The 26132-nt window shown below is 71.3% G+C and carries 23 protein-coding genes; 11 read left to right on the forward strand and 12 right to left on the reverse strand.

Features of this window, described 5'->3' with window-relative positions; genetic code table 11:
- Window positions 1-120: 120 nt before the first annotated feature.
- Window positions 121-2025, reverse strand: coding sequence for a substrate-binding domain-containing protein (locus F8566_RS14250; protein WP_151560691.1), 1905 nt, complete (start codon window positions 2023-2025; stop codon window positions 121-123).
- A 696-nt stretch (window positions 2026-2721) separates the two neighbouring features.
- On the reverse strand, window positions 2722-3051 hold the full coding sequence (locus F8566_RS14255) for a DUF3099 domain-containing protein (protein ID WP_225993165.1): 330 nt from the start codon (window positions 3049-3051) through the stop codon (window positions 2722-2724).
- 49 nt (window positions 3052-3100) lie between these two features.
- Here F8566_RS14255 and F8566_RS14260 point away from each other — a divergent pair, with 49 nt between their 5' ends.
- Window positions 3101-3313, forward strand: coding sequence for a dodecin (locus F8566_RS14260; RefSeq protein WP_151560693.1), 213 nt, complete (start codon window positions 3101-3103; stop codon window positions 3311-3313).
- 83 nt (window positions 3314-3396) lie between these two features.
- Here F8566_RS14260 and F8566_RS14265 read toward each other — a convergent pair whose 3' ends face one another.
- Together F8566_RS14265 and F8566_RS14270 are read right to left on the reverse strand one after the other, a co-directional pair.
- Window positions 3397-4776, reverse strand: coding sequence for a metallopeptidase TldD-related protein (locus F8566_RS14265; RefSeq protein WP_151560949.1), 1380 nt, complete (start codon window positions 4774-4776; stop codon window positions 3397-3399).
- Window positions 4777-4781: 5 nt separating this feature from the next.
- The gene (locus F8566_RS14270; protein ID WP_151560694.1) at window positions 4782-6281 is read right to left on the reverse strand and encodes a TldD/PmbA family protein; all 1500 of its coding nucleotides are present in this window, start codon (window positions 6279-6281) and stop codon (window positions 4782-4784) included.
- Between the two features lie 158 nt (window positions 6282-6439).
- On the opposite strand from F8566_RS14270, the gene F8566_RS14275 reads away from it, so the two are divergent.
- Together F8566_RS14275 and fabI are read left to right on the forward strand one after the other, a co-directional pair.
- Window positions 6440-7144, forward strand: coding sequence for a beta-ketoacyl-ACP reductase (locus tag F8566_RS14275; protein ID WP_151560695.1), 705 nt, complete (start codon window positions 6440-6442; stop codon window positions 7142-7144).
- A 2-nt stretch (window positions 7145-7146) separates the two neighbouring features.
- Window positions 7147-7932, forward strand: a complete 786-nt coding sequence (gene fabI / locus F8566_RS14280) for an enoyl-ACP reductase FabI (protein WP_151560696.1) — start codon at window positions 7147-7149, stop codon at window positions 7930-7932.
- A 91-nt stretch (window positions 7933-8023) separates the two neighbouring features.
- On the opposite strand, the gene F8566_RS14285 is transcribed toward fabI, so the two are convergent.
- From F8566_RS14285 to F8566_RS14295, 3 genes are all read right to left on the reverse strand, one after another.
- Window positions 8024-8698, reverse strand: coding sequence for a hypothetical protein (locus tag F8566_RS14285; RefSeq protein WP_151560697.1), 675 nt, complete (start codon window positions 8696-8698; stop codon window positions 8024-8026).
- A gap of 194 nt (window positions 8699-8892) precedes the next feature.
- Complete coding sequence (locus F8566_RS14290) at window positions 8893-10632, reverse strand: ATP-dependent DNA helicase (RefSeq protein ID WP_151560698.1); 1740 nt, start codon at window positions 10630-10632, stop codon at window positions 8893-8895.
- Window positions 10629-11582, reverse strand: coding sequence for an aldo/keto reductase (locus F8566_RS14295; RefSeq protein WP_151560699.1), 954 nt, complete (start codon window positions 11580-11582; stop codon window positions 10629-10631). The genes F8566_RS14290 and F8566_RS14295 overlap by 4 nt, the downstream gene beginning before the upstream one ends.
- A 130-nt stretch (window positions 11583-11712) precedes the next feature.
- On the opposite strand from F8566_RS14295, the gene F8566_RS14300 reads away from it, so the two are divergent.
- Window positions 11713-12531, forward strand: coding sequence for an undecaprenyl-diphosphate phosphatase (locus F8566_RS14300; protein WP_151560700.1), 819 nt, complete (start codon window positions 11713-11715; stop codon window positions 12529-12531).
- Window positions 12532-12580: 49 nt separating this feature from the next.
- Window positions 12581-13210 (forward strand): hypothetical protein, encoded by a 630-nt coding sequence (locus F8566_RS14305; RefSeq protein WP_151560701.1) that lies wholly within the window; start codon window positions 12581-12583, stop codon window positions 13208-13210.
- Here the strand turns inward: F8566_RS14305 and corA are convergent.
- Entirely contained in the window at window positions 13207-14178 is a 972-nt protein-coding gene (corA, locus tag F8566_RS14310; RefSeq protein WP_225993166.1) for a magnesium/cobalt transporter CorA, read from the reverse strand. The genes F8566_RS14305 and corA overlap by 4 nt on opposite strands.
- 76 nt (window positions 14179-14254) lie before the next feature.
- Here corA and F8566_RS14315 point away from each other — a divergent pair, with 76 nt between their 5' ends.
- The 5 genes from F8566_RS14315 to mshC all read left to right on the forward strand — a co-directional run bounded on the left by F8566_RS14315 (window position 14255) and on the right by mshC (window position 18540).
- Window positions 14255-14965, forward strand: a complete 711-nt coding sequence (locus F8566_RS14315; RefSeq protein ID WP_151560703.1) for a histidine phosphatase family protein — start codon at window positions 14255-14257, stop codon at window positions 14963-14965.
- Window positions 14966-14975: 10 nt separating this feature from the next.
- Complete coding sequence (locus F8566_RS14320; RefSeq protein WP_151560704.1) at window positions 14976-15524, forward strand: DUF3090 domain-containing protein; 549 nt, start codon at window positions 14976-14978, stop codon at window positions 15522-15524.
- Between the two features lie 48 nt (window positions 15525-15572).
- Complete coding sequence (locus F8566_RS14325; protein ID WP_151560705.1) at window positions 15573-16340, forward strand: SCO1664 family protein; 768 nt, start codon at window positions 15573-15575, stop codon at window positions 16338-16340.
- Window positions 16341-16437: 97 nt separating this feature from the next.
- The gene (locus tag F8566_RS14330; RefSeq protein ID WP_151560706.1) at window positions 16438-17202 is read left to right on the forward strand and encodes an NRDE family protein; all 765 of its coding nucleotides are present in this window, start codon (window positions 16438-16440) and stop codon (window positions 17200-17202) included.
- 96 nt (window positions 17203-17298) lie between these two features.
- Window positions 17299-18540 (forward strand): cysteine--1-D-myo-inosityl 2-amino-2-deoxy-alpha-D-glucopyranoside ligase, encoded by a 1242-nt coding sequence (gene mshC / locus F8566_RS14335; protein ID WP_151560707.1) that lies wholly within the window; start codon window positions 17299-17301, stop codon window positions 18538-18540.
- Window positions 18541-18554: 14 nt separating this feature from the next.
- On the opposite strand, the gene F8566_RS14340 is transcribed toward mshC, so the two are convergent.
- The 4 genes from F8566_RS14340 to F8566_RS14355 all read right to left on the reverse strand — a co-directional run bounded on the left by F8566_RS14340 (window position 18555) and on the right by F8566_RS14355 (window position 22491).
- The gene (locus F8566_RS14340; protein WP_225993167.1) at window positions 18555-19361 is read right to left on the reverse strand and encodes an oxygenase MpaB family protein; all 807 of its coding nucleotides are present in this window, start codon (window positions 19359-19361) and stop codon (window positions 18555-18557) included.
- A 9-nt stretch (window positions 19362-19370) separates the two neighbouring features.
- Entirely contained in the window at window positions 19371-20849 is a 1479-nt protein-coding gene (locus tag F8566_RS14345; RefSeq protein ID WP_225993168.1) for a serine/threonine-protein kinase, read from the reverse strand.
- A 160-nt stretch (window positions 20850-21009) separates the two neighbouring features.
- Window positions 21010-21852: a PAC2 family protein gene (locus tag F8566_RS14350; protein WP_151560708.1), complete on the reverse strand. Its 843-nt coding sequence runs from the start codon at window positions 21850-21852 to the stop codon at window positions 21010-21012.
- A gap of 180 nt (window positions 21853-22032) precedes the next feature.
- Window positions 22033-22491, reverse strand: a complete 459-nt coding sequence (locus tag F8566_RS14355; RefSeq protein ID WP_151560709.1) for a universal stress protein — start codon at window positions 22489-22491, stop codon at window positions 22033-22035.
- A gap of 162 nt (window positions 22492-22653) precedes the next feature.
- Here F8566_RS14355 and metH point away from each other — a divergent pair, with 162 nt between their 5' ends.
- Window positions 22654-26130, forward strand: coding sequence for a methionine synthase (gene metH / locus F8566_RS14360; RefSeq protein WP_151560710.1), 3477 nt, complete (start codon window positions 22654-22656; stop codon window positions 26128-26130).
- The last annotated feature ends 2 nt before the right edge of the window (window positions 26131-26132 follow it).

A 26132-nucleotide genomic window follows, 5' to 3' on the forward strand; every position in this document is an offset into this window, starting at 1 on the left:
TCCACGTCATCGGCGATCTAGCGGAACGCTAAGTTTCCTCGAATCTGATTCTAGTTTCAACTCCGCCGATGAAGAACTCCGCCGATGAAGAACCGCTGACCGTGCTGAGTGGCCGGGTGCTCAGCAGTCCGGGGCGCAGACCCTCCGCGCGACGGCCTGGAGGAACTTCTGCTGGACCTCGTCGGGCGTATCGGCGATGAGGACGTCGCCCCGGGTCGCCTCGGCGATCTGCCGGAGCGCGCCCGCGTCCACACCCTTGCCGTACCCGTACATGAACACCAGGACCGGCCTCTCCGGATCGACCTCCCGGCGCAGCGCGTCCAGGGTCGCCCGCAGCGACGGGCCGCCCGGGTCGTCGTTCTTGCCGTCGGTCCAGAGCAGCACCGAGTTGACGAACTCGGGTTTGTAGGACCGCTTCATCGTCCGGTACGCCGCAAGGATCGTGTCGTACAGACCGGTGTCGCCGTTCTCCTTGGGGCGTATCTGGGCGAACGCGCTCAGGATGAGCTGGCGGCGGGTGGCCGAGCCGAGCCGTTCGCCGAGCGGGCCCACGCCGACCAGCTCGCGCCAGTCCTGGCCGTTCTGCAGGTCCGTGGAGAACACCCATTGGCCGAGTTCGGTGTCGTCTGGCAGCAGCGCCAGTCCCTGCTGCGCAGTCCGCACGGTCGACTGCAGGCGGGTGATGCCGGGTGCGACCTCGTCCTCCATCGAGCCGGAGACGTCGATGATGCTCAGCATGCGGATGCTGAGCGACAGCCGGGCCCAGGCCTGCATGGTCCTCTGCACCTCGGTGGGCGCCGGCGGCGGGAGCACGCGGGGCGGACGTGGATCGAGGCCGGTCTTCTCGCTGAACGAGCCGGGGGCCACGCCGCCGGGCGTGCGGAATCCGCGTTCACGGAGATCGTCTTGCGTGGGCCTGGCGGTGAGCGCCGAGGTGAGCAGGCGGCTCGCCCGCTCCCGCACGCCGTCCTGGCCGAGGACGAGAACCGGGTGGTCCATCGTGAGCGTGCCCTCGGACGGATAGAGCGCGACCGCGGGCTCGCCGGGACCGCGCACGTTGTACTCGTGCACGGCCTGCTCGGGCGCCAGGGCGACCGGATACCGGCCCTGCCGGTCACGGCGGAACGAGGCGAATCCGGCCTTGACCGACGGTGACACGCCCTCCCGGACCGCCCGGGCGACTCCGGTGAACGAGGCGGTCCCCTTGGGTGAGCGGGCCTGCAGTGCGTTGGCCAGCAGGAGGGTGGCCATTCCCGGACCCGTGCGGTTCGGATCAGGGACCTGGAGTTTCACCAGCCCTGCCGGGATCGCGGCATTGCCTGGGGCCGCCGCGCTTCCGGAAGCGGCCTTGAGGAGGTCGGCCCACGATGGCTGAGTGCCCTGGCCCTTGAGCTGCGCCGCGAGCGTGCGTGGCGCGGCCACGACGAGCGGGCTGGCGGCCAGCGAACCCAGCGGGGTGATCCGGGTCTGCCCGGTCGACCTGGACGCGGCCTGGGCCGGGCCGATCCACAGCGAGGAGTCGGGGATCCAGACGTCGGGGCGCCGGGTGACCCCGGCGACGCCCCGGCCGGACAGCAGCGTGGCGACCGCGACCGGCTCGGTGACCGTGACCTCCGCCCGGACGCACCTCCCGCTGACCGTGTCGTTCGCGTCGTTGAGGCGGCCCGCGGCGGCGGTGACGGCCGGGGCGACGCCGGGCTCCGCGGCCACGTTCAGCGTGACGGCGTCATCCCCGCCGCATCCGCTGCCGGAGGCGAACGCGTACACCCCGAAGGCCGCCAGGAGCGTGAGCCCGATCGCGCCTGCCAGCGGGCCGATCAGCAGGCCGCGTCCCCGCCGGGGCCTTGGCGGGAGAGCGTGGCTCCCGCCGCCGCTGTCACGCCCGTGCCGCGGTGATCTCGTCGCCTCCGGTGCTGGGGAATCCTGTGGACGCCAGGACGGCGGGGGCGGCTGGAGAGCCGGCCCTCTCGCCTGCCGTGGGGAGTCCCTGGGCAACCATTCGGGCACATCACCGCGTTCGCTCATGACCCCTTCTCCGATTCAGGCCGGCATGACAGCCGCCAATGCCGACGGTGAGACAGATCAACAATCTGTCTCAGGGATGCGTGCGTGTGATGTTCGCCTCACCCCCCGCAGCCGTCAAGCGGTATGTGGCAAATGACGTGAACCACCGGATCGGCCCCAGAAGAGGTGGATTTCGGTCCGTGGCCGGACCAGGCCAGCGCCGGGGACTTGCCATGAAGGTGCGAAAATGCGGGTCCCGTGGCGCCGCCCAGTGATCCGCGGATGGAAAGCCTGGTCCGCGAGTCATGCCGGGGTCTCGGGAGGGTCTGTCAGAGTCAAAGCCAAGCTCTGCGGTCAGTCATCACGGCAATGTGCCTGTACGACGGCTCAGCGGCGGTCAGAGGGCCTCAGGGGGCAGGAGAAGCCGGAGATGGACCACGGAGGGGAGCTCGCACAGCTGGCGTCAGAGGGACCAAGGCGCCCGTCGTCGGCGGGCCGGATTCCGCCTACCGGACGGCAATCATGCCTGGTCAGAGGCCAGATTGAAGGTCAGGGAAAATGAAAGCGACGCCGGGTGGATACGGGGGCAATCCACCCGGCGTCGCATCATCGGTGTTCCGACGGGGGCCCGGAACACCGGCACGGGCGCTCCGACGGGGGACCAGAGCGCCGGTACAAATCGTACACCGAAACCCCCTGCTGTTAGTCAAGAGAAAGTCACGACCCGATTTCTGGTCGTTGTCCGGAAATCTGCTTGTGGTGCGGGCTCTCCGGATCGGAATATCGTGCCGTCTCCGTGGGCTCGCGGCCGCCGTTGGCGAAGATCACGCTGATGTAGGGGAGGAACAGCGCGCCGATCACCATGAGTCCCACGACCCACAGCGGGGCACCGGCCATCGCCGCGATGACCGACCCCACGAAGCAGCCCGTGCGGATTCCCATGGAAATGAGGTAGCGGCGCTGGCGGTATCCGATGTCCTCCGACATCGGGCGCGGCGCGTTGGTGACCGTGTAGACCTCGGCCTGCCGGCGGGGAATGACCTTCACGATTCCACGGTAAGCCCACGGGGGCTGACAGGCGACACCAGGAGGGCACATGACCGATCGCACGTACCGGGTGACCGAGATCGTCGGCACGTCACCGGACTCCGTCGAGGCCGCGGTCCGCAACGGGATCAGGCGAGCCTCACAGACGCTGCGCCATCTGGACTGGTTCGAAGTGACCGAGGTCCGCGGCCAGATCGTGGACGGGGAGGTGGCCCATTTCCAGGTCGGCATGAAGGTCGGTTTCCGCCTGGAAGACGCCTAGAACGCGGCGGACACGTCCGGCCGGGGCTCCGGTGAGGGAGAGACCCGGCCGGACGTTCCGTTCCGCTCAGGACGCCCTGTCGCTCAGGACGCCTGGGAGACCGTCGACATGTTGAAGTCGGGCACGCGGACAGGCGCCATGGCGGCGCGCGTGAAGTAGTCCGACCATTCGCGGGGGAGCGTCGGCTCCGTGGCGCCGACCTCGGTCAGCCGGGACAGCAGGTCCACCGGGCTCTCGTTGAACCGGAAGTTGTTGACCTCGCCGACGACCTCGCCGTTCTCGACGAGGTAGACGCCGTCCCGGGTGAGGCCCGTGAGCAGCAGCCTCTGGGGATCCACCTCGCGGATGTACCAGAGGCAGGTCAGCAGCAGGCCGCGCTCGGTGCGCGCGACCATGTCCTCCAGCGACGCCGAGGAGCTCTCGGGCCCGGCGAGCATCAGGTTGTCGATGCCCGGCGTCACCGGCAGGCCGGTCACCTCGGCCGACCGGCGCGTCTGCGTGAGCGCCTTGAGCGTGCCGTCGGCGATCCAGTCGGTGGCGGTCAGCTCCAGTCCGTTGTCGAACACCGACGACTCCCGGCTGGAGGCGTGCGCGACGACGAACGGGGCGCTCTCCATCCCGGCGGCACGCGGGTCGCTCCACAGCCGGACCGGCAGGCTCGCCAGCTTGTCGCCGACGCGGGTGCCGCCGCCCGGCGCGCTGAAGACCGTCCGGCCGTCGTGCGCGTCCTGGGCGCCCGCCGACCAGTAGAGGTAGATCATCAGGTCGGCCACCGCGCTCGGCGGCAGGATGGTCTCGTACCGCCCGGCCGGCAGCTCCACGCGCCGCCGCCCCCAGTCGAGGCGGCGCGCCAGGTCGCCGGTCAGCCGCGGCACGTCCACGTCGGTGAAGTCGCGCGTGCCGACCCCCGCCCAGGCCGAGCTGCCGCCGCCCTTGGCGTTGACCTCCAGCAGCCCGGTCGGCTGGTCGTGGCGCAGTCGCAGCCCGGCCGACGTGCCGAGGAACGAGGAGGTGAGCATGTGGTTGGCGAACCCGTACAGCTTGCGGTCCGCGCTCTCGGCGGCGGCGAACGCCTCGCCGAGCGCGGGCGCGAAGCCGGCGAAGACGCCGATGCCGGTCTCGGTCGGCTCGTCGTCCCAGCCGCCGCCCGCCGCGCTCCGGGTGATGAGCGGCGCGGCGTCCTCGGCGGGCTCGTTGCCCTCGGCCACCTTCTCGGCGGCCCGGACGAGGTCCTCGATGGCGTCGGCGCCGACCGCCGCGCGCGAGACCACGCCCGTGGCGATCCCGCCCTCGGTGGCGCGCAACGCGATGACCGTCAGCCGGTTGGAGCGGGTGACGCCGTTGGTGGTCAGGGTGTTGCCGGCCCAGCGCAGGTTGGCGGTGCTGGACTCGTCGGCGATGACGATGCAGTCGTCGGTGCGGGACAGCGCCAGCGCCCGTTCGACGGCCTCCTGCGGCCTGATGACGCTCACTGGCCGGCCTCCTTCAGGGCGTTGAGGATGTTGACACCGCGGAACAGGGCCGACGGGCAGCCGTGGCTGACCGGGGCGACCTGGCCGGGCTGGCCCTTGCCGCAGTTGAACGCGCCGCCCAGCACGTAGGTCTGGGGCCCGCCGACGGCCTCCATCGAGTTCCAGAAGTCGGTGGTGGTGGCCTGGTAGGCCACGTCGCGCAGCTGGCCCGCCAGTCGGCCGTTCTCGATCTTGTAGAAGCGCTGGCCGGTGAACTGGAAGTTGTAGCGCTGCATGTCGATCGACCAGCTCTTGTCGCCGACGATGTAGACGCCGCGCTCGACGCCGGAGATGAGCTCGTCGGTGCTCGGCCCGTCCAGCGCCGGCTGCAGCGACACGTTCGCCATCCGCTGCAGGGGCATGCTGGAGGCGGCGTCGGCGAACGCGCAGCCGTTCGAGCGCTCCTGGCCGGTGAGGCGGGCGATGCGCCGGTCGAGCTGGTAGCCGGTGAACAGCCCGCCGGTGACGATGTCGAACGACTGCCCCTCGACGCCCTCGTCGTCGTAGCCGATCGTGGCCAGTCCGTGTTCGGCTGTCCGGTCGCCGGTCACGTTCATGACGGCCGAGCCGTACTGGAGCTTCCCGAGCTTGTCGGGCGTGGCGAACGAGGTGCCCGCGTAGGCGGCCTCGTAGCCCAGTGCCCGGTCGAGCTCGGTGGCGTGACCGATCGACTCGTGGATGGTCAGCCAGAGGTTCGACGGGTCGATGACCACGTCGTAGGCGCCCGCCTTCACCGACGGCGCCGCCAGCTTCTCGGCGAGCAGCTCGGGGATCGCGGCCAGCTCGCCGTCCCAGTCCCAGTGCGGTCCGTTCAGCCACTCCCAGCCGCGCCCGACCGGCGGGGCGAGCGTGCGCATGGTGTCGAACGTGCCGTCGGCGATGCCCACGGCCGTGACGGCCGGATGCAGCCGCACCCGCTGCTGGGTGGTGACCGTGCCCCTCAGGTCGGCGAAGAACTTGTTCTCCTTGACCTGGAGCAACGAGACGTCCACATGGTCCACGTGGTCGCTGGCCAGCAACCTGCGGGTCCAGTCGGTCAGCAGCGCGACCTTGTCGCCGGTCGGCACCTCGAACGGGTCGATCTCGTAGGAGGAGATCCAGGTCCGTTCCCCGTGGACGGGCTCGGCGGCCAGCTCGATCGGCTCGCGGTTGACCGGCTGGGCCACCGCGGCCACCTCGACGGCCTGGGAGGCCACCCGGGCGGCGCCCTCGGGGGTGAGGTCGATGCCTGCGGCGAAGCCCCAGGTGCCGTCCTTGACCACGCGTACCGACAGGCCGACGTCGTCGGCGTCGAGCGCGGTCTCGAGCGCGGCGTCGTGGAGCCGCAGGGTCTGGCTTCGGATGCGTTCCAGCCGGAAGTCGGCGTGCTCGGCGCCCAGCTCCCGGGCCCGGCTCAGGGCCGCGTCGGCGAGCGCGCGCAGCGGCAGCGCCGCGAATTCGGGATCGATGTCATGCACCCTGGAGAACCTATCGCGTCAAAAACATGTCGCGCGGGTCCGGGCGGACGGCCTGAACAAAGCCGGGAGACCGGATCTTGTCGGGAAGCCACATCTCCTCGCGAGGCCTCTCCCGATACGCTCACTTGCGTTGTGACGCAGCTAACGAGAGGTACGACATGAGTCGCTCTGTCCTCGTGACCGGCGGTAACCGGGGCATCGGCCTCGCGATCGCCCGCGAGCTCGCCGCCGGCGGTGACGCGGTCGCGGTCACCTACCGGTCCGGGGAGCCGCCCGAGGGCCTGTTCGGCGTCAAGTGCGACGTGACGAGCATGGAGGACGTGGACGCGGCGTTCGCCAAGGTCGAGGCGGAGCAGGGTCCGGTCGAGGTCGTGGTGGCGAACGCCGGGATCACCAAGGACACGCTCCTGGCGATCATGAGCGAGGAGGCCTTCACCTCCGTGCTGGACACCAACCTGACCGGCGCGTTCCGGGTCGCCAAGCGCGGCGTCAAGGGCATGATGCGCAAGCGCAACGGCAGGATCATCCTCGTCTCCTCCGTCGTCGGGCTGCTCGGCTCGGCCGGCCAGGCCAACTACGCCGCCTCCAAGGCGGGCATGGTGGGCTTCGCCCGGTCGCTGGCCCGGGAGCTCGGCTCCCGCAACATCACCGTCAACGTCGTCGCCCCCGGCTTCGTCGACACCGACATGACCGCGGTACTGAGCGAGGACCAGCACAAGGCGATCAAGAGCGTGATCCCGCTCGGCCGGGTGGCCGATCCGGTGGAGATCGCCAAGACCGTGCGGTTCCTGGCCAGCGAGGACGCCGCCTACATCACCGGGGCCGTGATCCCCGTCGACGGCGGCCTGGGAATGGGGCACTGAGCATGGGAATCCTCGAAGGCAAGCGCATCCTGGTCACCGGTGTCCTCACCGACGCCTCGATCGGCTTCCACGTCGCGCGGGTCGCGCAGGAGCAGGGCGCGGAGGTCGTCCTCACCGCCTACCCGCGCCCGACGCTGACCCAGCGCACCGCCAAGCGGCTGCCGTCCGGCCCGGACTCGCCGCCGCCGGTGATCGAGCTCGACGTGATGAACACCGAGCAGCTCGACGCCCTCGCCGGCAACCTCCAGGAGGTCGGCTTCGACCGCCTGGACGGTGTCGTGCACGCGATCGGGTTCGCCCCGCAGTCCGCCCTCGGCGGCAACTTCCTGGAGACGCCGTGGGAGGACGTGGCGACCGCGGTGCACGCCTCCACGTTCTCGCTCAAGGCGCTGACCATGGCCTGCCTGCCGCTGATGAAGGAGGGCGGCTCGGTGGTCGGCCTGGACTTCGACGCCACCAAGGCCTGGCCCGTGTACGACTGGATGGGCGTCGCCAAGGCGGGCCTGGAGTCGTGCGCCCGCTACCTCGCCAAGTACCTCGGGCCGCAGGGCGTCCGCGTCAACCTGGTCGCCGCCGGGCCGCTGGCCACGATGGCCGCCAAGAGCATCCCGGGCTTCGAGGGCATGGTCGAGATGTGGCCCCAGGCCGCGCCCCTCGGCTGGGACGTCAAGAACAGCGACCCCACGGCGCGCGCCTGCGTCGCGCTGCTGTCGGACTGGTTCCCGGCGACCACCGCCGAGATCGTGCACGTCGACGGCGGCCTGCACGCCATCGGCGCACCCGGCTAGGGCGGGCGGGTTACGCGAACGCATCGACGGGCCCCGTTCCTCTCCACAGGGAGGGAACGGGGCCCGTCGTCGTGTCCGGGTCCGCCCGGGGTCAGGCTCCTGACTCGGCGCGGCGCCGCAGGCGGCGGCCGAGGACACTGAGGTTGAGCGCGCCCACGGCGCCCGCGGCGCCGGCGGCCGCGGCGACCCACATCACCTCGCCGTCCTGGCGCTCCGAGGCCGCCACAGGCGAAATGAGCCGGGTCTGGGGAGTGCCGGGCTGCTGCATGTAGGCACGCGGGTCCGCGGCGACCTCAGGGGTCGGCAGCACGCCCGGCAGGTTGGGCGTGGTGTTCGCCGAGGGCGTGTAGGGCCGGACGCTGCCGGGCTGGCTGAGCGTCGCAGGGCCGGAGCCCTGCTGGCCCTGACCGCTGTTGCCGCTGTCGCCGCCCGACTTCCCCGGCGAGCCGGAGCCCTTGGAGGACTTGCCGCCCTTCCCGCTGGAGTCCGGCTTCAGCGGGGGCTTCTTCGAGGGCGAAGGCTTCGGCGTGGTCTGCGGCTTCTTGGGCGTGAGGCTCTCGCGCCAGTTTCCGAGCTGGCATTTCCAATTCTCGATGGTGCTCTTCGGGTCGGTGCCCTTCTTACAGGTCTTCGGCGCCGCCGCCGTGCCCGCGTACGCCGCCGGTGCCCCCAGGAACACCAGCACCAGAGCGCCCGCCGACACCGCGGTGGTGGTCGAGCCGAACCGTCTGAAGCGCCGCCGCCCCTGCGCCATGCCACTCCCCATGCCGCGTCACTCCCCATGCCGCCGGTGATGCAGTTGTTGACCCCGGCACTTGTTGACACATTGTCCAACGAGTGCGGGCCCCACGATAACGGGTCCGGGTGTTCCCGTCACGGGGGTGCCATTGGATGCGATCGTGCCCCAAACGGCCCCGGTAGTAAACACCGACTTATTCCACCCCGCTCAGTGCACCCGCCTCACTGCGTGAGGAGCTTCGCCAGCCTGGTGCGCCGGGCGGGAGCGCCCGTCTCGCGGACGGCACGGGCCAGCGCCGGGCCGGCGGCCTGGACGACCGAGAGATGCCGCCGCGCCAGTCCGAAGACGGTGGCCACGAGCGGACGCGAGAGCCCCGCGCCGTCGGACATGACGGCCACCACGGCGGGACGCCGCGTTCCCCGGCCCTGGGCCACCGTGACCGCCCAGCCGTGCCGCAGCCGCCCGGTCAGCGCGGCAGGGACGGCGGCGGTGCCTCCGGCGAAGGCGATCTGGAGGGCGCCGTCCGCGGCGCCGGTGACCGTCCCGGTCTCGCCCACGGCGGCCTGCGGGAGGGGCGCCACCACGACGACACGGTCACCCGGGTCGAAGCCTCCGTACGCGCCGGGCCCAGGGTTGACGCGCGCCTTCAGCGCGGCGTTGAGCGCGGTGGTGCCCGCCTCGCCGCCGGTCGCGGGCGCCACGACCTGCACGTCGTCGAGGGGGATGCCCAGAGCGCGAGGGATCGAGTCGGTGACGAGCTGGACCGTCCGGTGCACGGCCTCGGAGGCGCCGGCGGCCGGGACGATCACGACCTCCTTGCCAGGCGCGTCGACCGGCACGAGCTCTCCCGCGCGCACGGCCGCGGTGAGCGTGGCGAGCGGATCGGCGGCCTGCGCCGGTTCGAGGTCGATGACCGGCACGGTCTCCGACGCCGCCAGATCGCCGAGGACCTGCCCGGGCCCGCTGGGCGGCAGCGCTCCGGGCTCACCGCCCAAGACCAGGTGCGTCCCGTCCGCGCACGCCTCCACCAGCACGGCGGCCAGCTCGACATCCAGGCCCGCCGCGTCCGGCAGCACCACGAGGTCAAGCTCGAACGGCCGCTGCTCGCCGCGCCCGAACACCACGGCCCCGGGCGCCGCCGGAGCGTCCTCCACCGGCTCCAGCAGCCGGTGCAACCCCACGACCGCGAAGTCCTCGTCGCCGCCCTTCCTCCCTTCGCCGCGGAGGTAGGCGGCAGCGCTTTCGGTCGCGGTCACCACGGCCGCGCGCAGGCCGTTCGCCGTCGCCGCCCCGGCGAGGAGGAGCGCGGTCTCGGCGAGATCGTCCGGTGTGCCCCGCAGCAGGCAGACGCCCGTGCGCAGCGAAGCGGTGAGGGCGAGGGAACGGTCTTCGGGAAGGCCTGCGCGGGCCTCCTTGACGGCGACGTCGTCCATGAGCGGACTCGCGGTCGCGTTGAGCCGCTGGAAGCCCTCGGCCGCCGCCTCCTCGGGAAGCGCCCACCGGGCCAGCCCGAGCGTCTCCTCGGGCTCGGGCAGGTCCGCCTCGTCGTCGTCGAACGCGGCCTCGTCGAATTCGGGTTCCTCGGTGAGCGAGAGGACCTCGGCTTCGTCCAGTGCGTCGTCGATCGCCTTGCGGGAATCGGGAATGCGGAGCTTGGCCAGTACCGACTCGACGTCGGCGGCGGGCGTCACGGTGTGGCCCTGCCGCGCGGCCTCGGTGAGCAGATGCTCGACCAGCGCACGGCCCCGGCGCGGATCGTCGGGTCTGGCCGCGTCGCCGAGCACCTGGCGGGCGAAGTGGTCGGCCTGCTGCGGCCGGACGCCCGGCACGCGCAGCAGCCGCCAGGGGTCGTCGCGCAGGCGCGCGGCGGCGTCGCCACCGAGCCGCGCGGCGGCACGGGCGGCGAACGCGGCGGGCACGCCGGTGGCGGTGAAGAGTTCGGTGAGGTCGGAATCGGTCACGGGTTCCCCGTAGCGAGATCGGAAACGTCGTCCAGCGCGGACCGGATCGAGTGGGGGAGGGTGAGTCCCTCACTCTCCAGCGCCACCGCGAGTTGCGCCGCCGTCCGCGCGCCGACGATCGGCGCGATCACGCCGGGGCGGTCGCGGACCCAGCTGAGCGCCACGCTCAGCGGCGAGACGCCGAGCCCCTCGGCGGCGGTCACCACCGACTCCACGATCCGGGCGCACTCCTCGTCGAGGTACGGCTGCACGAACTCGGTGAAGTGCGGTGCGGCCGCCCGCGAATCGGCCGGGATGCCGGTGCGGTACTTGCCGGTGAGCACCCCGCGGCCCAGCGGGGACCACGGCAGCAGGCCGGTCCCGGCGTCGACGGCGGCCGGCACGACCTCGCGCTCGATGTCCCGGCGCAGCAGCGAGTACTCCAGCTGCGCGGACACGATGGGGGCGCGGCCGGGCCAGGCCTTCTGCCAGGCGGCGGCCTTGGCCAGCTGCCAGCCGGTGTAGTTCGACACCCCGACGTAGCGGGTCCGGCCGGAGACGATCGCCTCGTCGAGGGCCGACAGCGTCTCCTCGATCGGGGTCGCCGGGTCGTACACGTGCAGCTGCCACAGGTCCACGTACTCCAGGCCCAGCCGGTCCAGCGAGGCGTCCAGAGCGCCGAGCAGGTGGCGCCGGGAGGCGTCGTAGCGTCCGTTCGGGCGGATCGCGGCCTTGGTCGCGACGACCATCTCGTCGCGGTCCACCAGCTCGCGCAGGAGGTGCCCGAGGATCCGCTCGCTGTCGCCCTCGCTGTAGACGTCGGCGGTGTCCACGAGGGTGCCCCCGGCTTCGACGAACGCGGCGAGCTGCGCCGCCGCCTCGTCCGGGTCGGTGTCCTGGCCCCACGTCATGGTGCCCAGACCCAGCCGGGACACCAGCAGTCCGCTCCGGCCGAGGTGACGCTGTTCCATAGGGCGTCAATGTATCGGGGAACGGGAGCGGTCCACCGTGGGTGCGGCACGCGCGCCGCCTGGTGACCGCTACGCTTCCGTTCGGAACATGCGCCGGCGCCCGATTCGCGCTTGAGGGGAATCTCACCTAGTGAACGTCGTGGAAGCGACCGTGCTCGGAATCGTCCAGGGACTCACCGAGTTCCTGCCGATCTCCAGCTCGGGTCACCTGCTCTTCGTCCCCAAGTTCATGGGGTGGGACGATCCGGGAGCGCCCTTCACCGCTGTGATCCAGCTCGGCACGATGGCGGCCGTCATCATCTACTTCTGGCGCGACCTGGTGAAGATCGCCACCACCTGGACCAAGAGCCTGTGGACCCCGGACCTGCGGCGTCACCAGGACGCCCGGATGGGCTGGTACATCGGCCTCGGCACGATCCCGATCAGCGTCTGCGGCCTGGCGTTCAGCGACTTCATCGAGGGCCCGTCGCGGAATCTGTGGATCAACTCGACCACGCTGATCCTGATGGGCCTGCTGCTGATGGTGTCCGAATGGGCCGGGAACCGCAAGCGCGAGGTCGCCGATCTGAACCTGCGGGACGGCCTGATCATCGGCGCGTTCCAGTGCCTGTCGCTGATCCCCGGCTCCTCGCGCTCGGGCTCCACGATGACCGGTGCGCTCTTCCTCGGCTACACGCGTGAGGCCGCGGCGCGCTACTCGTTCCTGCTCTCGGTGCCCGCGGTGGTGCTGTCGGGCGCCTTCGAGATGCGGCACGCGTTCGAGGGCGGCCTGCAGCTCGTGCCGACGATCGTCGCCACGGTGGTGTCGTTCGTGGTCGGGTACGCCTGCATCGCCTGGCTGCTGAAATACCTCACCCGGCACTCGATGATGGTCTTCGTCTACTACCGGGTGGCGCTCGGCGGCATCATCATGGGCCTGCTGGCCGCCGGGACGATCACGGCGACCTGACCTCCGCAAGGCTCCCGATCAGCCCGGTATCGGGTTAGAGTTCGCCACCATGGCGCCCCCGCAGTTTCCGATGTACTCGCCATCGCCCTTCCCGGGCGACGGCGGGCGGATCGCCGAGCCGGTGTTCGGGGCGAGCCGTGCCGACGACCCGGGATTCGCCGCGTCGATGCGGTCGGGGACGCTGCTCGGGCGGTTGCGGACGATGATGCTCGTCCTGCTCGTCGCGCCGGTGCTGATCGCCGCCATCACCCCGCTGATCGTCCAGGACGGCAAGGGGAGGCTGGGCGACGCGCCATGGTGGTTCTACCTGCCGCTGGCCGCGGGCGTGCTGCTGGCCGTGCTGGTAGGGCCGCGCGTACCGCGCCCCATGGAGCCGGGGCAGGAGCGGATGGCGGCGGTGGAGACGGCCATGCTGCAGTTCCGCCAGGCCCTGCTCCTGCGTTTCGCGCTCACTGAGGGCATCATCCTGCTGGGCCTGCCGCTCGCCATGATCGGCCACAGCGAGCTGCTGTTCGCCGTCGGCTTCGTGCTCGGCTACCCCTTGATGATCTGGCTGGCGCTGCCCACCACCGGGACCATCGAGGGCATTCGCCGCCGCCTGGAGTCCGGGGGAGCCGAGGCCCACCTCTGGGCCGGTTTCCTGGCTCGTGCCTCTCGCGGCAAGCCCCCGCAGTCCTAGAGCCAGCCGTTCTTGCGCAGCTTGCGGTAGACGATGCGGCAGGCCACCGCCATCACGATGAGGGCCAGCGGGTATCCGATGATCCAGTTCAGCTCGGGCATGTGCTTGAAGTTCATGCCGTAGATCCCGGCGATGGCGGTCGGGACGGCGATGATGGCGGCCCACGAGGAGATCTTGCGCATGTCCTCGTTCTGCTGCCTGCCCAGCAGGGCCAGGTGCGCGGTGAGCGCGCTGTTGAGCAGCTCGTTGTGGGCGTCGACCATGCCGTCCACGCGCAGCAGGTGGTCCAGGACGTCGCGGAAGTACTCGCGGGTCGTGCCGCACTCGGCGACGCGGCCTCTGACGATGTCCTGGAGCACGGGGATCAGCGGGTCCTCCGCGCCGCGGAACTCCAGCACCTCGCGCTTGAGGGAGTAGATGTCCTCGGTGACGTCGGCGGCGTGCGGATCGAACACCGCACGTTCCAGGTTGATGATGTCCTGCTCCACCTCGTGCGCGACGACGCCGTAGTGGTCGACGACCTCGTCGCAGACGGCGTACAGGACGGCAGCGGCGCCGTGCCTGAGGAGCTCGGGGTCGTTCTCCAGCCGCTTGCGCACCTTGCCGAGCGGGTTGCCGGGGCCGTGCCGGACCGTCACCACGAAGTCCTTGCCGAGGAACATCTGGATCTCGCCGAGCTCGATGTCGGACGTCTCGTCGTGGTAGGCGAGTGACTTGAGCACGATGAAGAGCGTGTCGTCGTAGCGCTCCAGCTTGGGCCGCTGGTGGGCGGAGACCGCGTCCTCGGCGGCCAGCGGGTGGAGCTTGAGCTCCTCGCGGATGAGCTCGAACTCGTCCTCGGTCGGCTCGAACATGCCGATCCACGCGAAGCAGTCGCCCTTCGTCCTGGCGAGGTCGAAGGCGTCGCTGATGTCGCCGTCGATCTCCTGGCGTGCTCCGGCGGTGTAGATCGCCTTGTCCACAATCACCCTCGGCATTGTTCCTGATAAGTCAAAGAACGCGTAATGATCACTCCTGGACGGCGGGTCTCGTAGAGTGCGTGCTGTGACGACGCTCTTGCTGGTGCGGCACGGCCTCACCGCGCTGACGGGCCCCGTGCTCGCCGGCTGGACCCCCGACCTGCACCTCGACGAGCGCGGCCGTACCCAGGTCCGGGACCTGGGCGCGCGGATCGCCGGTCTGCCGCTGCGGGCGGTCGTGTCCAGCCCGCTCGACCGGTGCCTGGAGACCGCCGAGGCGATCGCCGCCGGGCACGGCGACCCGATCGAGAAGATCGAGGTGGACGAGCGGTTCGGCGAGGTGCGGTACGGCGACTGGACCGGGCGGCCCCTGGAGGAGCTGGCCAAGGAGCCGCTGTGGCGGGTCGTGCAGGCGCATCCGAGCGCCGCGCGCTTCCCGGGTGAGGACGGCGAGTCCCTGGCCGCCGCGCAGCATCGCGCCGTCGAGGGTGTCAGGGACTGGAACGAGCGCGTGGCGGCCGAGCACGGGCCGGACGCGATGTACGCGGTCTGCAGCCACGGCGACATCATCAAGGCGATCGTGGCCGACGCGCTCGGCCTGCACCTTGACCAGTTCCAGCGGATCCAGGCCGACCCCGCCTCGCTCACCGTGATCCGCTACACCGAGCTGCGGCCGTTCGTGGTCCGGCTGAACGACACCGGCGGCGGCGTGGCGGACCTGATCCCCAAGCCCGCCGCGAACGGCGGGAGCCCAGGCGGAGGGGACGGTGACGCGCCCGTCGGCGGCGGCGCGTAGGGTCGTGGTCATGCCGGTCATCTCCTATGAACTGCCGGACAGGTTCGTCGCCGGCGCCGTCGGGCAGCCGGGGGAGCGCGCCTTCTTCCTGCAGGCCCGCTCCGGTCCGCGGGTCACCAGCGTCGCCCTGGAGAAGTTCCAGGTGACGCTGCTCGCCGAACGCCTGGAGGAGCTGCTGGACGAGGTGCTGCGGCGCAGCGGCGGCAGCGCCGCGGTGCCCGCGGTCGCCCCGTCGGAGCTGCGCGACGACGAGCCGCTCGACCAGCCGGTGGAGGAGGAGTTCAAGGTCGGCACCATGGCGCTCGCCTGGGACCCGGAGGACGAGCGCGTCATCATCGAGGCCCAGGAGGTCACCGAGGAGGCCGAGGAGCCCGAGGTCGGCGAGGACGATCCGGCCATCGTCGTGCTGCGGGTCCGCATCACCGCCGCCCAGGCGCGCGCCTTTGCGGAGCGGGCCCTCAAGGTGGTGGCCGCGGGCCGTCCACCCTGTCCCCTGTGCGGCCTTCCGCTCGACGCGGCCGGCCACATCTGCCCACGCCAAAACGGGCATCTCGGTTGAGATGGCCCTGTGCTGGATCATGACCGTGGTGCCCTGGAGAATGAACGCATGACGCAGTCCTCCCGGGATCGCACCCCCACCGGGGGCAAGTCCGTCTCGCCGCACGACGTCGAGGGCGCCGAGCGGCTTCTGCTGCGGGGCCGGCTCAACGTCGAGGGCCGCCTCGTCCAGGCCTCCAACGCCACCCTCTACTGCTCGGTGGAATGGGACGGGACGCAGGCCGCCTGCGTCTACAAGCCGGTCGCCGGCGAGCGGCCGCTGTGGGACTTCCCCGACGGGACGCTGGCCGACCGCGAGGTCGCCGCCTACGCGGTGTCGGAGGCGATGGGCTGGCACCTGGTGCCGCCGACGGTCCACCGCGACGGCCCGTACGGGCCCGGGATGGTGCAGCTGTGGGTCGAGCCCGACCCCGACATCGACCTGGTCGGGCTGTCGCGGTCGAACGACGACACGATCCGCCGGATGTCGGTGTTCGACGCGGTCGTCAACAACGCCGACCGCAAGATAGGGCATCTCCTGCCGCCGGGCGACGGGCATGTCTACGGCTGCGACCACGGCGTCTGCTTCTCGGTGGAGTACAAGCTGCGCACGGTGCTGTGGCAGTGGCGCGGCAAGCCGCTGACCGCTGAGGCGCTGGAGGCGCTGGGCCGGGTCGAGTCGGCCCTCCGCACGGGCCCGCTGGGCGACAGGCTCGCCGAGCTGCTCACCGCGGAGGAGGTGGACGCGACGCGCCGCAGGGTGGAGCTGATGCTCAAGCACCGCATCCACCCCTACCCACCGGAGGACTGGCCTGCCATCCCCTGGCCGCCCCTGTAGACGCTCTGCCTCTGACGATTCGCGCCTGCCTCTGACAATTCGCGCCGCGCGGGACCCGCGCGCAGACGGGTTTGCCCGCAATGCTCCAATGGTCGCCATGTGCACGGCGATCGTCAGCGTTGACCCCTCATCCCCCGTCCCGGTGCTCCTGGTAGGTGTCCGGGACGAGTTCGTCGCCCGGCCCTGGGAGCCGCCCGGTCCGCACTGGCCCGGCCGGCCAGGCCTGATCGGCGGGCGTGATCTGCGCGCCGGCGGCACCTGGTGCGCCGTCGACCCTGACTCCCCACGTGCCTCCTGCGTGCTCAACGGCCGAGGCCGGATGGCCCCGGAGAACGTGCGCGCCTCCCGGGGCGAGCTGCCGCTGCTCGTCGCGGCCGGCGGCGGGCCGGGCGACCTCGACCTGCCGCGCTTCGACCCGTTCCACCTCATCGGGGCCGGGCCCGGCGCGGTGCGGATGTGGAGCTGGGACGGCGTCGAGCTCACCGAACGGCCCCTCGGCCCGGGCCTGCACCTGGTGGTGAACCGGGGTCTCGAAGGTGAGGGCCCCGAGACGGGCGACTCCGAGGACTCGTTCATGTCGGAACGCATCGCACACTTCCGGCCCAGGCTGGCGGCCGCGGCCCGGCCCGAGCCGGGCTTCGGCGGCGCCGCCGCCGAAGCGTGGGGCGAGTGGCTCCCCTTGGTGGACGGTGACGGCCTCCCGCGCAACGACAAGCGGGCGCTGCTGCCTCTCCTCGACCTCGGCGGCGGGAGGGTGTGGGGCACCACGTCGGTGAGCCTCGTCGCCCTGGCCCGGGACGGCCTCCGCTACGACTTCTCCGCCGCGCCGGGCGACCCGCGCGCTTGGAGCCGCGTGCGCTGAGAGATCCCGGCCGCTGCCCGAAGGCCCGGGAGCGCCATCGAGCAGCAGCCCCCCGTGCCGGTTTGTAACGTGTAGGACGCAGATAAGCTTTTCCGTATGCGATCGTGGCCTGCACCCGAAGTGCCCAGCCTTCCCGCCATCGGACTGCCGGCTCCGGCGCTCCAGCTGCACCTGCACGACACCGGGACAGGGTCGGTCAAGCCCACCCAGCCGGGCGAGACGGCACGGATGTACGTCTGCGGGATCACCCCCTACGACGCCACTCATCTCGGGCACGCCAACACCTACCTCGCGTTCGACCTGGTGAACCGCGTGTGGCGAGACCTTGGTCACACCGTGCACTACGTGCAGAACGCCACGGACGTGGACGACCCGCTGCTGGAGCGGGCACAGCAGACCGGCCAGGACTGGCGGGACCTGGCCGAGCGTGAGATCGAGCTGTTCCGCGAGGACATGACCGCGCTGCGCGTGCTGCCGCCGGACCAGTACGTCGGCGCCGTCGAGGCGATCCCGCTGATCGTGGAGATGATCGAGAAGCTGCGGGCCAAGGACGCCGCGTACGAGGTGGACGGCGACATCTACTTCCCGGTGGCGGCCGACCCGGACTTCGGCCAGGTCAGCCGGCTGGACCGCGCCGGGATGATGCCGCTGTTCGCCGAGCGCGGCGGCGACCCGGACCGGCCCGGCAAGAAGGACCCGCTGGACGCGCTGCTGTGGTTGGCGCAGCGGCCGGGTGAGCCCGGCTGGGAATCGCCGTTCGGCATGGGCCGCCCCGGCTGGCATGTCGAGTGCTCGGCGATCTCGATCGAGCAGCTGGGCATGGCGTTCGACGTCGAGGGCGGCGGGTCGGACCTGGCGTTCCCCCACCACGAGATGGGCGCCTCGCACGCGCAGGTCGCCACCGGCGAACGGCCGCACGCCAAGGCCTACGTGCACGCGGGGATGGTGGCCCTGGACGGCGAGAAGATGTCCAAGTCCAAGGGCAACCTGGTGTTCGTCTCCAAGCTGCGGCGCTCCGGGGCGGACCCGATGGCCATCCGGCTGGGCCTGCTCGCCCACCACTACCGTTCCGACTGGGAATGGACCGCCGGCCAGCTCGACGCCGCGCAGGGCCGCTTGGACCGGTGGCGCGAAGCCGTGCGGCTCCCCGCCGGACCGCCCGCGGCCGAGACGGCCGACGCGGTCCGCCGCCACCTGGCCGACGACCTGGACGCGCCCGCCGCGCTGCTCGCGGTGGACCGGTGGGCCGAGCGCGCCACGGCGGGGGAGGGCGCCGACGAGGCCGCGCCCGGGCAGATCACAGCCCTCGTGGACGCACTGCTCGGCGTCTCCCTCTGATCACGTCCCTCTGATCACTTGGCGGCCGCGTACGTGCGGGCCCGGCGGGCGACACGCCGCCGCGAGGCCCACACCATGAGCGGGATGCCCGCTCGGCGCAGCCGTCCCGGCACCAGGCGGTAGCAGAACGCGCCTGACCGCAGCAGCAACCACAGCACCCGGTCCCTGCGGTCGCTCCAGGGCAGGCCGTACTGCGCCCGGAACCGCTCTGGCAGCAGGCCGGTGGTGACGAACCGGTTGAACCACAGCGCGGGCCAGAGCCAGCGCAGCTTGCGCGACCACAGGACCGCCCGCATGACCTCCCGGCCGGTATCGGTCACCTCGAGCGACGTGGTCATCTCCTCCATGTAGCGGCGGAACGCGCCGATGTCGGCGGGTTGCGCGCCGGGCGGGCAGCCGAGCACGTCGGCGACGTAGCGCGCCTGGTCGATGTAGGCCGCGGCCAGGTCGCCGCTGGGCGAACGCAGGATGTCCTCGTACACGTAAAGGGCCGCGTCGATCAGCGTGGCGTTGACCCACACCTGCAGGTCGGGGTCGTTGCCGGAGTAGCCGGGACCGATGATCCGCTCGTGCATCCTGCGGATCGCCCGGCCCATCCTCTCGGCCTCCTCCTCGGTGCCGAACGCGACGATGGTCAGGAAGTCCAGGGTCCCGAAGAGCCGGTCAAGGGGACGGTTGCGCAGATCGCTGTGGTCGGCCACACCCTGGGCGATCTTGGGGTGCGCGACCTGGAGCAGCAGCGCCCGGCCCGCCGCGAGCATGACCGCCGGCTCAGCGGCCAGGAGCTGGAGAACGGAGCGGTCGCGGGTGGGTGAAGTCAACGGGATCCCTCACTCGATGACGTAGCACTCCCAGTCGCCGGGAGTGTCCGCGTCGCCCGCCAGCCTGGCCTCGGCGTACGGGCTCCACTGCGACCGGCAGACCTGGGTCATGGTGATCACCGTGTCGACCCCGATGCCCGTGTCGTGGACGCAGTACCACTGGCCGCTCCGGAAGACGGCGGACTTGTCCGGGTCTCCCGCCTTGCAGTACCGGTCCGGATCGGGGGAGCCGAGCCTGACCGGTCTCGGCTTGGGCATCGGCGGCTTGGAGGGGCCGCCGGACGGCTTGGGACGCCTGGTGGTCCTGGCCTTCGGCGTGCCGGACGGCGTCGTGGAGACCGTGCCCCGTGAATCGCTCTCTGCGTTCTGCTTCGCGCGTTTCCTGGCCTTCACCTCAGGCGAGACGGTCGGCGCGGCGACACCGCCACCCTGCGCCGCCACACCCGGCTCCCGCCTGCCCCGTTCCCTCTCCTCGGGCCAGGACGCGAACGTGAACCCGCCGGCTCCCACCAGCGCGGCGGCACCCACCACGGCCACCGTGCCCACCAGCCTGCCCCTCGGGCGGCGCGGGACGATGGGGGAGGTCTCCTGCGGATCGGCCGTGCGCTGCGGATCATCGATGCGGGGCGGTGGCACGAGCGGCCCGTCGTCGACCCGGACCCCGGCCGGCTGAAAAGCCTCATCGTGCCCGACCATGCGGAGCATGAGCTGCGCCGCGGTGGGCCTGGCCGCCGGCTCCTTGGCCATCGCCGCCGCCACCAGCTCGCGCAGGCGGCCGTCCAGCGCGCCGAGGTCCGGCTCGTTGTGCAGCACGCGATGGATCACCGCGTGGATCGAGTCCGCGCCGAACGGGGGACGCCCGGTCGCCGCGAACGTCATCGTGGCGCCCCACGCGAACACGTCCGCCGCCGCGCCCACGTCCTCGCCGGTGATCTGCTCCGGCGCCATGTACGCGGGCGTGCCGAAGGCCTTGCTGCTCGCCGCGGTCGCCACGTCCAGCATCCGGGAGAGGCCGAAGTCGATGACCCGCGGCCCGTCCGGGCCGAGCAGCACGTTGGGGGGCTTGAGGTCCCGGTGCACGATGCCGGCACGGTGGATCGCGGCCAGCGCGCTGGCGGTGCTGACCGCCAGCCGGTCCAGCGCCCCGCCGGACAGCGGGCCGGCGCGCTCCACCTGGGTGCTGAGCGCGGGCCCCGCCACGTACTCGCTGACCAGGTACGGGCTGTCGCCTATCGTGTCGGCGTCGAGGATCTGGGCGGTGCAGAAGCGGGCCACCTGCTTGGCGACCTCGGCCTCCCGGATGAACCGGGTCCGCGCGCTGCCGTCCTCGTCGAACTGCACGCGCAGCAGCTTGACCGCGACCAGCTGGCCGTCCGGGCCCCTGCCGAGGTAGACCGTGCCCTGGCCACCCGACCCCAGCCGGCCCACCAGCTCGTACGACCCCAGCCCCCTGGGATCGTGCGGCAGCAGCGGCTGAGCCTCCGGCACGACGCTCCCTCTCGGTCCGTTAATTGGACCTGTCGCATAATGCCACCTAAACCACCTGCATGGCGATCGATCACGGCAGACCGGCAAGCTCGGCCCGCGTCGACCGCGTCGCAGATGCGAAGCCGAGCGCCGAGGCCGGCGCCATGCCCGGTCCGGCGATCTAGTTCGCGTCGCGGCGGCGGAGGTAGCGTTCGAACTCTCGGGCGATGGCGTCGCCGCTGGCCTCGGGCAGCTCGGCGGCGTCCTTCTGCTCCTCCAGGGTCCGGACGTACTCGGCGACCTCGGAGTCCTCCTCGGCCAGCTCGTTGACGCCGTTCTCCCAGGCGCGAGCCTCTTCGGGCAGCTCGCCCAGGGGGATCGTGACGTCCAGGAGGTCCTCGACCCGGCGGAGCAGCGCGAGAGTGGCCTTGGGGGAGGGCGGCTGCGCGACGTAGTGCGGCACCGCCGCCCAGAGCGACACGGTGCTCAGATCGGCCTTGGCGCAGGCGTCCTGCAGCACGCCGAGGATGCCGGTCGGGCCCTCGTAGCGGGCGGGCTCCAGGTGCAGCGTGGTGACCAGTCCGGCCTCGGAGGCGGCCCCGGTGACGGGGACGGGACGGGTGTGCGGGGCGTCGGCGAGCAGCGCGCCCAGCAGGACGACGTTCTCCACGCCGAGCTGCATCATGAGGCCCACCAGCTCGCGGCAGAACGAGCGCCAGCGCATGTTGGGCTCGATGCCGTGCACGAGGACCACGTCCCGGCCGGTCGGGTGGCGGGCCCAGGAGATCCGGGTGGTCGGCCAGGTGATGCCGCGGCTCTCGCCGTCGCTCATCTCGATGATCGGCCGGGTCACCTGGAAGTCGTAGTAGTCGTCCGGATCGAGCTCGGCGATGGGGACCGCGTCCCAGATGTTCTCCAGATGCTGGATGACCCCGCTGGCCGCCTCCCCGGCGTCGTTCCACCCTTCAAAAGCGGCCACGAGCACCGGGTCGACGAGTTCCGGCACGCTTTCGAGCTCGACCACGCGCTGCCTCCTTCCGACGTCGGGTACAGCGTCACCGAGGGGGGCGGCATTCCCGGGGGGTTCCGGGGCCCGCTCATGATCGGTGGCTGTCAGCCTACGTCCTGAGGGGACCTACCCCACCGCCCCGCCGCCCAGACCTCCGGGGTCCCCGGTGGCCGGGCGGAACCGATTACAGTTCGGTCACTTGCCGTCCGTGGTGTGGACGATGAGGACGTCGCAGGGCGAACGGTGCGAAAGGTTCGCCGGGACCGAACCCAGGAGCCGTCCCGCCAGGCTGTTGAGGCCGCGGTTGCCGACGACCACGAGATCCGCCGCGCGGTCCTTGGCGATCTTGGCGATGACGTCGACGGCGTCGCCCTCGACCGCGAGCTCGTCGATGTCCTTGGCGCCGGCCGCGATCGCCCGCTCCCGGGCGGCGCGCAGGGCGTCCTCCGCCGGCGTGGAGCCCTGCACCTTGTAGGCGAGGTCGCCCAGACGGTCAGAGGCCGTGAGGCGCTCCCGCGTGGGCATGGGGTGGTAGGCGGAGGCGAGCAGCAGCGTGGCGCCGGTGGCGGCGGCAAGCTGGGCGGCCCTGTCGACCGCGCGGAACGAGGTGTCCGAGCCGTCGGTGCCGACGAGGATGGTGCGGTACGCGCTCATGCCGCTCCTTACCGGGGAGTAGTTTCAGGTGGGCACGTTATCGGTCTGATGACCCCCGCGTCACGGGTCAATCTCGTTCCGTGCGTGACCTGTGTCGCAGTGTTCCCAGCATGTGGACGCTGTCGAGAGAGACGCGAGCGGCCCCGGATAAGGTGGGGCACCATGAGCTCTCCCAACCCACAGTCCTTGCGTCAGGCCCTCCAGAAGCGCGTCGTCGTGGCCGACGGAGGCATGGGGACGATGCTCCAGGACCGCAACCCCACCCTGGACGACTTCGAGGGGCACGAGGGCTGCAACGAGATCCTGAACGTCACCCGGCCCGACATCGTCCGGTCGGTCCACGAGGCCTACTTCGACGCCGGCGTCGACTGCGTCGAGACCAACACCTTCGGCGCCAACCTCGGCAACCTCGGCGAGTACGACATCACCGAGCGGATCGAGGAGCTGTCGGAGGCCGGGGCGCGCATCGCCCGCGAGGTCGCCGACGCCTACTCCACGCCTGACCGCCCACGCTGGGTGATCGGGTCGGTCGGGCCCGGCACCAAGCTGCCCACCCTCGGGCACGTGCCGTTCGCCACGCTGCGCGACGCCTACCAGCGCAACGTCGAGGGACTGATCACCGGCGGCGCCGACGCCATCCTGGTGGAGACCTGCCAGGACCTCCTCCAGGCCAAGGCCGCGCTGATCGGGGCCAAGCGCGCGATCAAGGCGGCCGGCGCCGACACGGTGCTGATCGGCCAGGTCACGATCGAGCAGAACGGCGCCATGCTGATGGGTTCGGAGATCGGCGCCGCGCTGACCGCGCTGGAGCCGCTGGAGCTCGACCTGATGGGTCTCAACTGCGCCACGGGCCCGGCCGAGATGAGCGAGCACCTGCGTTACCTGGCCCGGCACGCCCGGATCGGCCTGTCCTGCATGCCCAACGCGGGCCTGCCCGAGCTGACCGCCGACGGCGCGTACTATCCGCTCACCCCGGGCGAGCTGGCCGACGCGCACGACATGTTCACCCGCGACTTCGGGCTGTCGCTGGTCGGCGGCTGCTGCGGCACCACCCCCGAGCACCTCCGCCAGGTCGTGGAGCGGGTGCGCGGCCGCGAGGTGGCCGACCGCCGGCCCCGTCCCGAGGCGGGCGCCGCCTCGCTCTACCAGCATGTCCCCTTCCGCCAGGACACCTCCTACCTGGCGATCGGCGAGCGGACCAACGCCAACGGCTCCAAGGCCTTCCGCGAGGCGATGCTGGAGCAGCGCTGGGACGACTGCGTCAGGATCGCTCGTGACCAGGCGCGCGACGGCGCGCACATGATCGACCTGTGCGTCGACTACGTCGGCCGTGACGGCGTCGCCGACATGAAGGAGCTGGCGTTCCGGTTCGCCACCGCGGCCACCCTGCCGATCGTCCTCGACTCCACCGAGACGCCGGTGCTGGAGGCCGGGCTGGAGATGCTCGGCGGCCGCGCCGTGGTCAACTCGGTCAGCCTGGAGGACGGCACCGGACCCGACTCCAAGATGGCGCGGCTGATGCCGGTGGTGCGCGAGCACGGCGCCGCGGTCGTGGTCATGTGCATCGACGAGCAGGGCCAGGCCCGCACCGCCGACTGGAAGGTCGACGTCGCCGCCCGCACCATCGAGGAGCTGACCGGCACCTGGGGCATGCGGGTCGAGGACATCATCGTCGACTGCCTCACGTTCACGATCGGCACCGGCCAGGAGGAGTCGCGCCGCGACGCCCTGGAGACCATCGACGCGATCCGCGAGCTCAAGCGCCGCTACCCGACGGTGCAGACGACGCTCGGCCTGTCGAACGTGTCGTTCGGCCTCAACCCGGCCGCCCGCATCGTGCTCAACTCGGTGTTCCTGGCCGAGTGCGTGGACGCCGGCCTGGACTCGGCGATCGTGCACGCCTCCAAGATCCTGCCGACGGCGCGGATCCCCGAGGAGCAGCGCAAGGTCGCGCTGGATCTCGTTTACGACAGACGTGCGGGCGACTACGACCCGCTGATCACGTTCATGGAGCTGTTCGAGGGCGTCGACACCGCGGCCATGAAGGGCGCACGCGCCGCCGAGCTGCTCTCGCTCCCGCTGTGGGAGCGGCTCAAGCGGCGCATCATCGACGGCGAGCTCGACGGGCTCAACGCCGACCTGGACGAGGCCCTGACCCAGCGGCCCGCCCTGGAGATCGTCAACGACGTGCTGCTGGACGGCATGAAGACCGTCGGTGAGCTGTTCGGCTCCGGCCAGATGCAGCTGCCGTTCGTGCTCCAGAGCGCCGAGGTCATGAAGACCGCGGTCGCCTACCTCGAGCCGCACATGGAGAAGACCGAGGACGGCGGCAAGGGCCGCATCGTGCTCGCCACCGTCAAGGGCGACGTCCACGACATCGGCAAGAACCTCGTCGACATCATCCTGTCCAACAACGGCTACGAGGTCGTCAACCTCGGCATCAAGCAGCCGATGTCGTCGATCCTGGAGGCCGCCAAGAACGAGCGCGCCGACGTGATCGGCATGTCCGGCCTGCTGGTGAAGTCGACCGTGATCATGAAGGAGAACCTGGAGGAGCTCAACTCCCGCGGGCTCGCCTCGGAGTGGCCGGTGCTGCTCGGCGGCGCGGCGCTGACGCGGGCGTACGTGGAGCAGGACCTCGCGGGACTCTACGACGGCGAGGTCCGCTACGCGCGCGACGCGTTCGAGGGGCTGCGGCTCATGGACGCGTTCATGGCCGTCAAGCGCGGCGAGGACGGCGCCTCACTGCCGCCGCTGCGCGAGCGGCGCGTCAAGAAGGGCGCCACCCTCAAGGTCACCGAGCCCGAGGACATGCCCGCGCGGTCCGACGTCGCGGCCGACAACAAGGTGCCGTCGCCGCCGTTCTGGGGCGACCGCATCGTCAAGGGCATCCCGCTGGCCGACTACACGTCCTTCCTCGACGAACGCGCCACGTTCATGGGGCAGTGGGGCCTCAAGCCCGCGCGCGGCGGCGAGGGCCCGTCCTACGAGGAGCTCGTCGAGACCGAGGGCCGCCCTCGGCTGCGCATGTGGCTGGATCGCGTCCAGACCGACGGCCTCATCGAGGCAGCGGTCGTCTACGGCTACTTCCCCGCCGTGAGCGAGGGCAATGACCTGGTGATCCTCAATGAGGACGGGTCGGACCGCGAGCGGTTCACCTTCCCGCGCCAGCGCCGCGACCGGCACCTGTGCCTCGCGGACTTCTTCCGCTCGCGCGAGTCGGGCGAGACCGACGTGGTCGCCTTCCAGCTGGTCACCGTCGGGTCGAAGGTCGCCGAGGCGACCGCCGAGCTGTTCGCCAAGGACGCCTACCGCGACTACCTGGAGCTGCACGGCCTGTCGGTCCAGCTCACCGAGGCGCTGATGGAGTACTGGCACGCGCGCGTCCGGTCGGAGATCGGCTTCGGCGCCGAGGACGCCGACGACGTCAACGACTTCTTCAAGCTCGGCTACCGCGGCGCCCGCTACTCCTTCGGCTACCCGGCCTGCCCCGACCTGGAGGACCGCGCCACCCTCGTGCGGCTGCTCAAGCCGGAGCGGATCGGCGTGTCGCTGTCGGAGGAGCTCCAGCTCGTCCCCGAGCAGTCCGCCGACGCGATGGTGGTCCACCACCCCGAGGCCAAGTACTTCAACACCTGAGC

It is taken from the genome of Actinomadura rudentiformis, assembly GCF_008923185.1.
Classification (GTDB): Bacteria; Actinomycetota; Actinomycetes; order Streptosporangiales; family Streptosporangiaceae; genus Spirillospora; species Spirillospora rudentiformis.

Bases quoted from the DNA above. Each gene is read 5' to 3' on its own strand.
- F8566_RS14250 (WP_151560691.1), bottom strand. From the start codon at position 2,025: ATGAGCGAACGCGGTGATGTGCCCGAATGGTTGCCCAGGGACTCCCCA.
- F8566_RS14260 (WP_151560693.1), top strand. From the start codon at position 3,101: ATGACCGATCGCACGTACCGGGTGACCGAGATCGTCGGCACGTCACCG.
- F8566_RS14275 (WP_151560695.1), top strand. From the start codon at position 6,440: ATGAGTCGCTCTGTCCTCGTGACCGGCGGTAACCGGGGCATCGGCCTC.
- fabI (WP_151560696.1), top strand. From the start codon at position 7,147: ATGGGAATCCTCGAAGGCAAGCGCATCCTGGTCACCGGTGTCCTCACC.
- F8566_RS14285 (WP_151560697.1), bottom strand. From the start codon at position 8,698: ATGGGGAGTGGCATGGCGCAGGGGCGGCGGCGCTTCAGACGGTTCGGC.
- F8566_RS14295 (WP_151560699.1), bottom strand. From the start codon at position 11,582: ATGGAACAGCGTCACCTCGGCCGGAGCGGACTGCTGGTGTCCCGGCTG.
- F8566_RS14305 (WP_151560701.1), top strand. From the start codon at position 12,581: ATGGCGCCCCCGCAGTTTCCGATGTACTCGCCATCGCCCTTCCCGGGC.
- F8566_RS14320 (WP_151560704.1), top strand. From the start codon at position 14,976: ATGCCGGTCATCTCCTATGAACTGCCGGACAGGTTCGTCGCCGGCGCC.
- F8566_RS14325 (WP_151560705.1), top strand. From the start codon at position 15,573: ATGACGCAGTCCTCCCGGGATCGCACCCCCACCGGGGGCAAGTCCGTC.
- F8566_RS14330 (WP_151560706.1), top strand. From the start codon at position 16,438: ATGTGCACGGCGATCGTCAGCGTTGACCCCTCATCCCCCGTCCCGGTG.
- mshC (WP_151560707.1), top strand. From the start codon at position 17,299: ATGCGATCGTGGCCTGCACCCGAAGTGCCCAGCCTTCCCGCCATCGGA.
- F8566_RS14355 (WP_151560709.1), bottom strand. From the start codon at position 22,491: ATGAGCGCGTACCGCACCATCCTCGTCGGCACCGACGGCTCGGACACC.
- metH (WP_151560710.1), top strand. From the start codon at position 22,654: ATGAGCTCTCCCAACCCACAGTCCTTGCGTCAGGCCCTCCAGAAGCGC.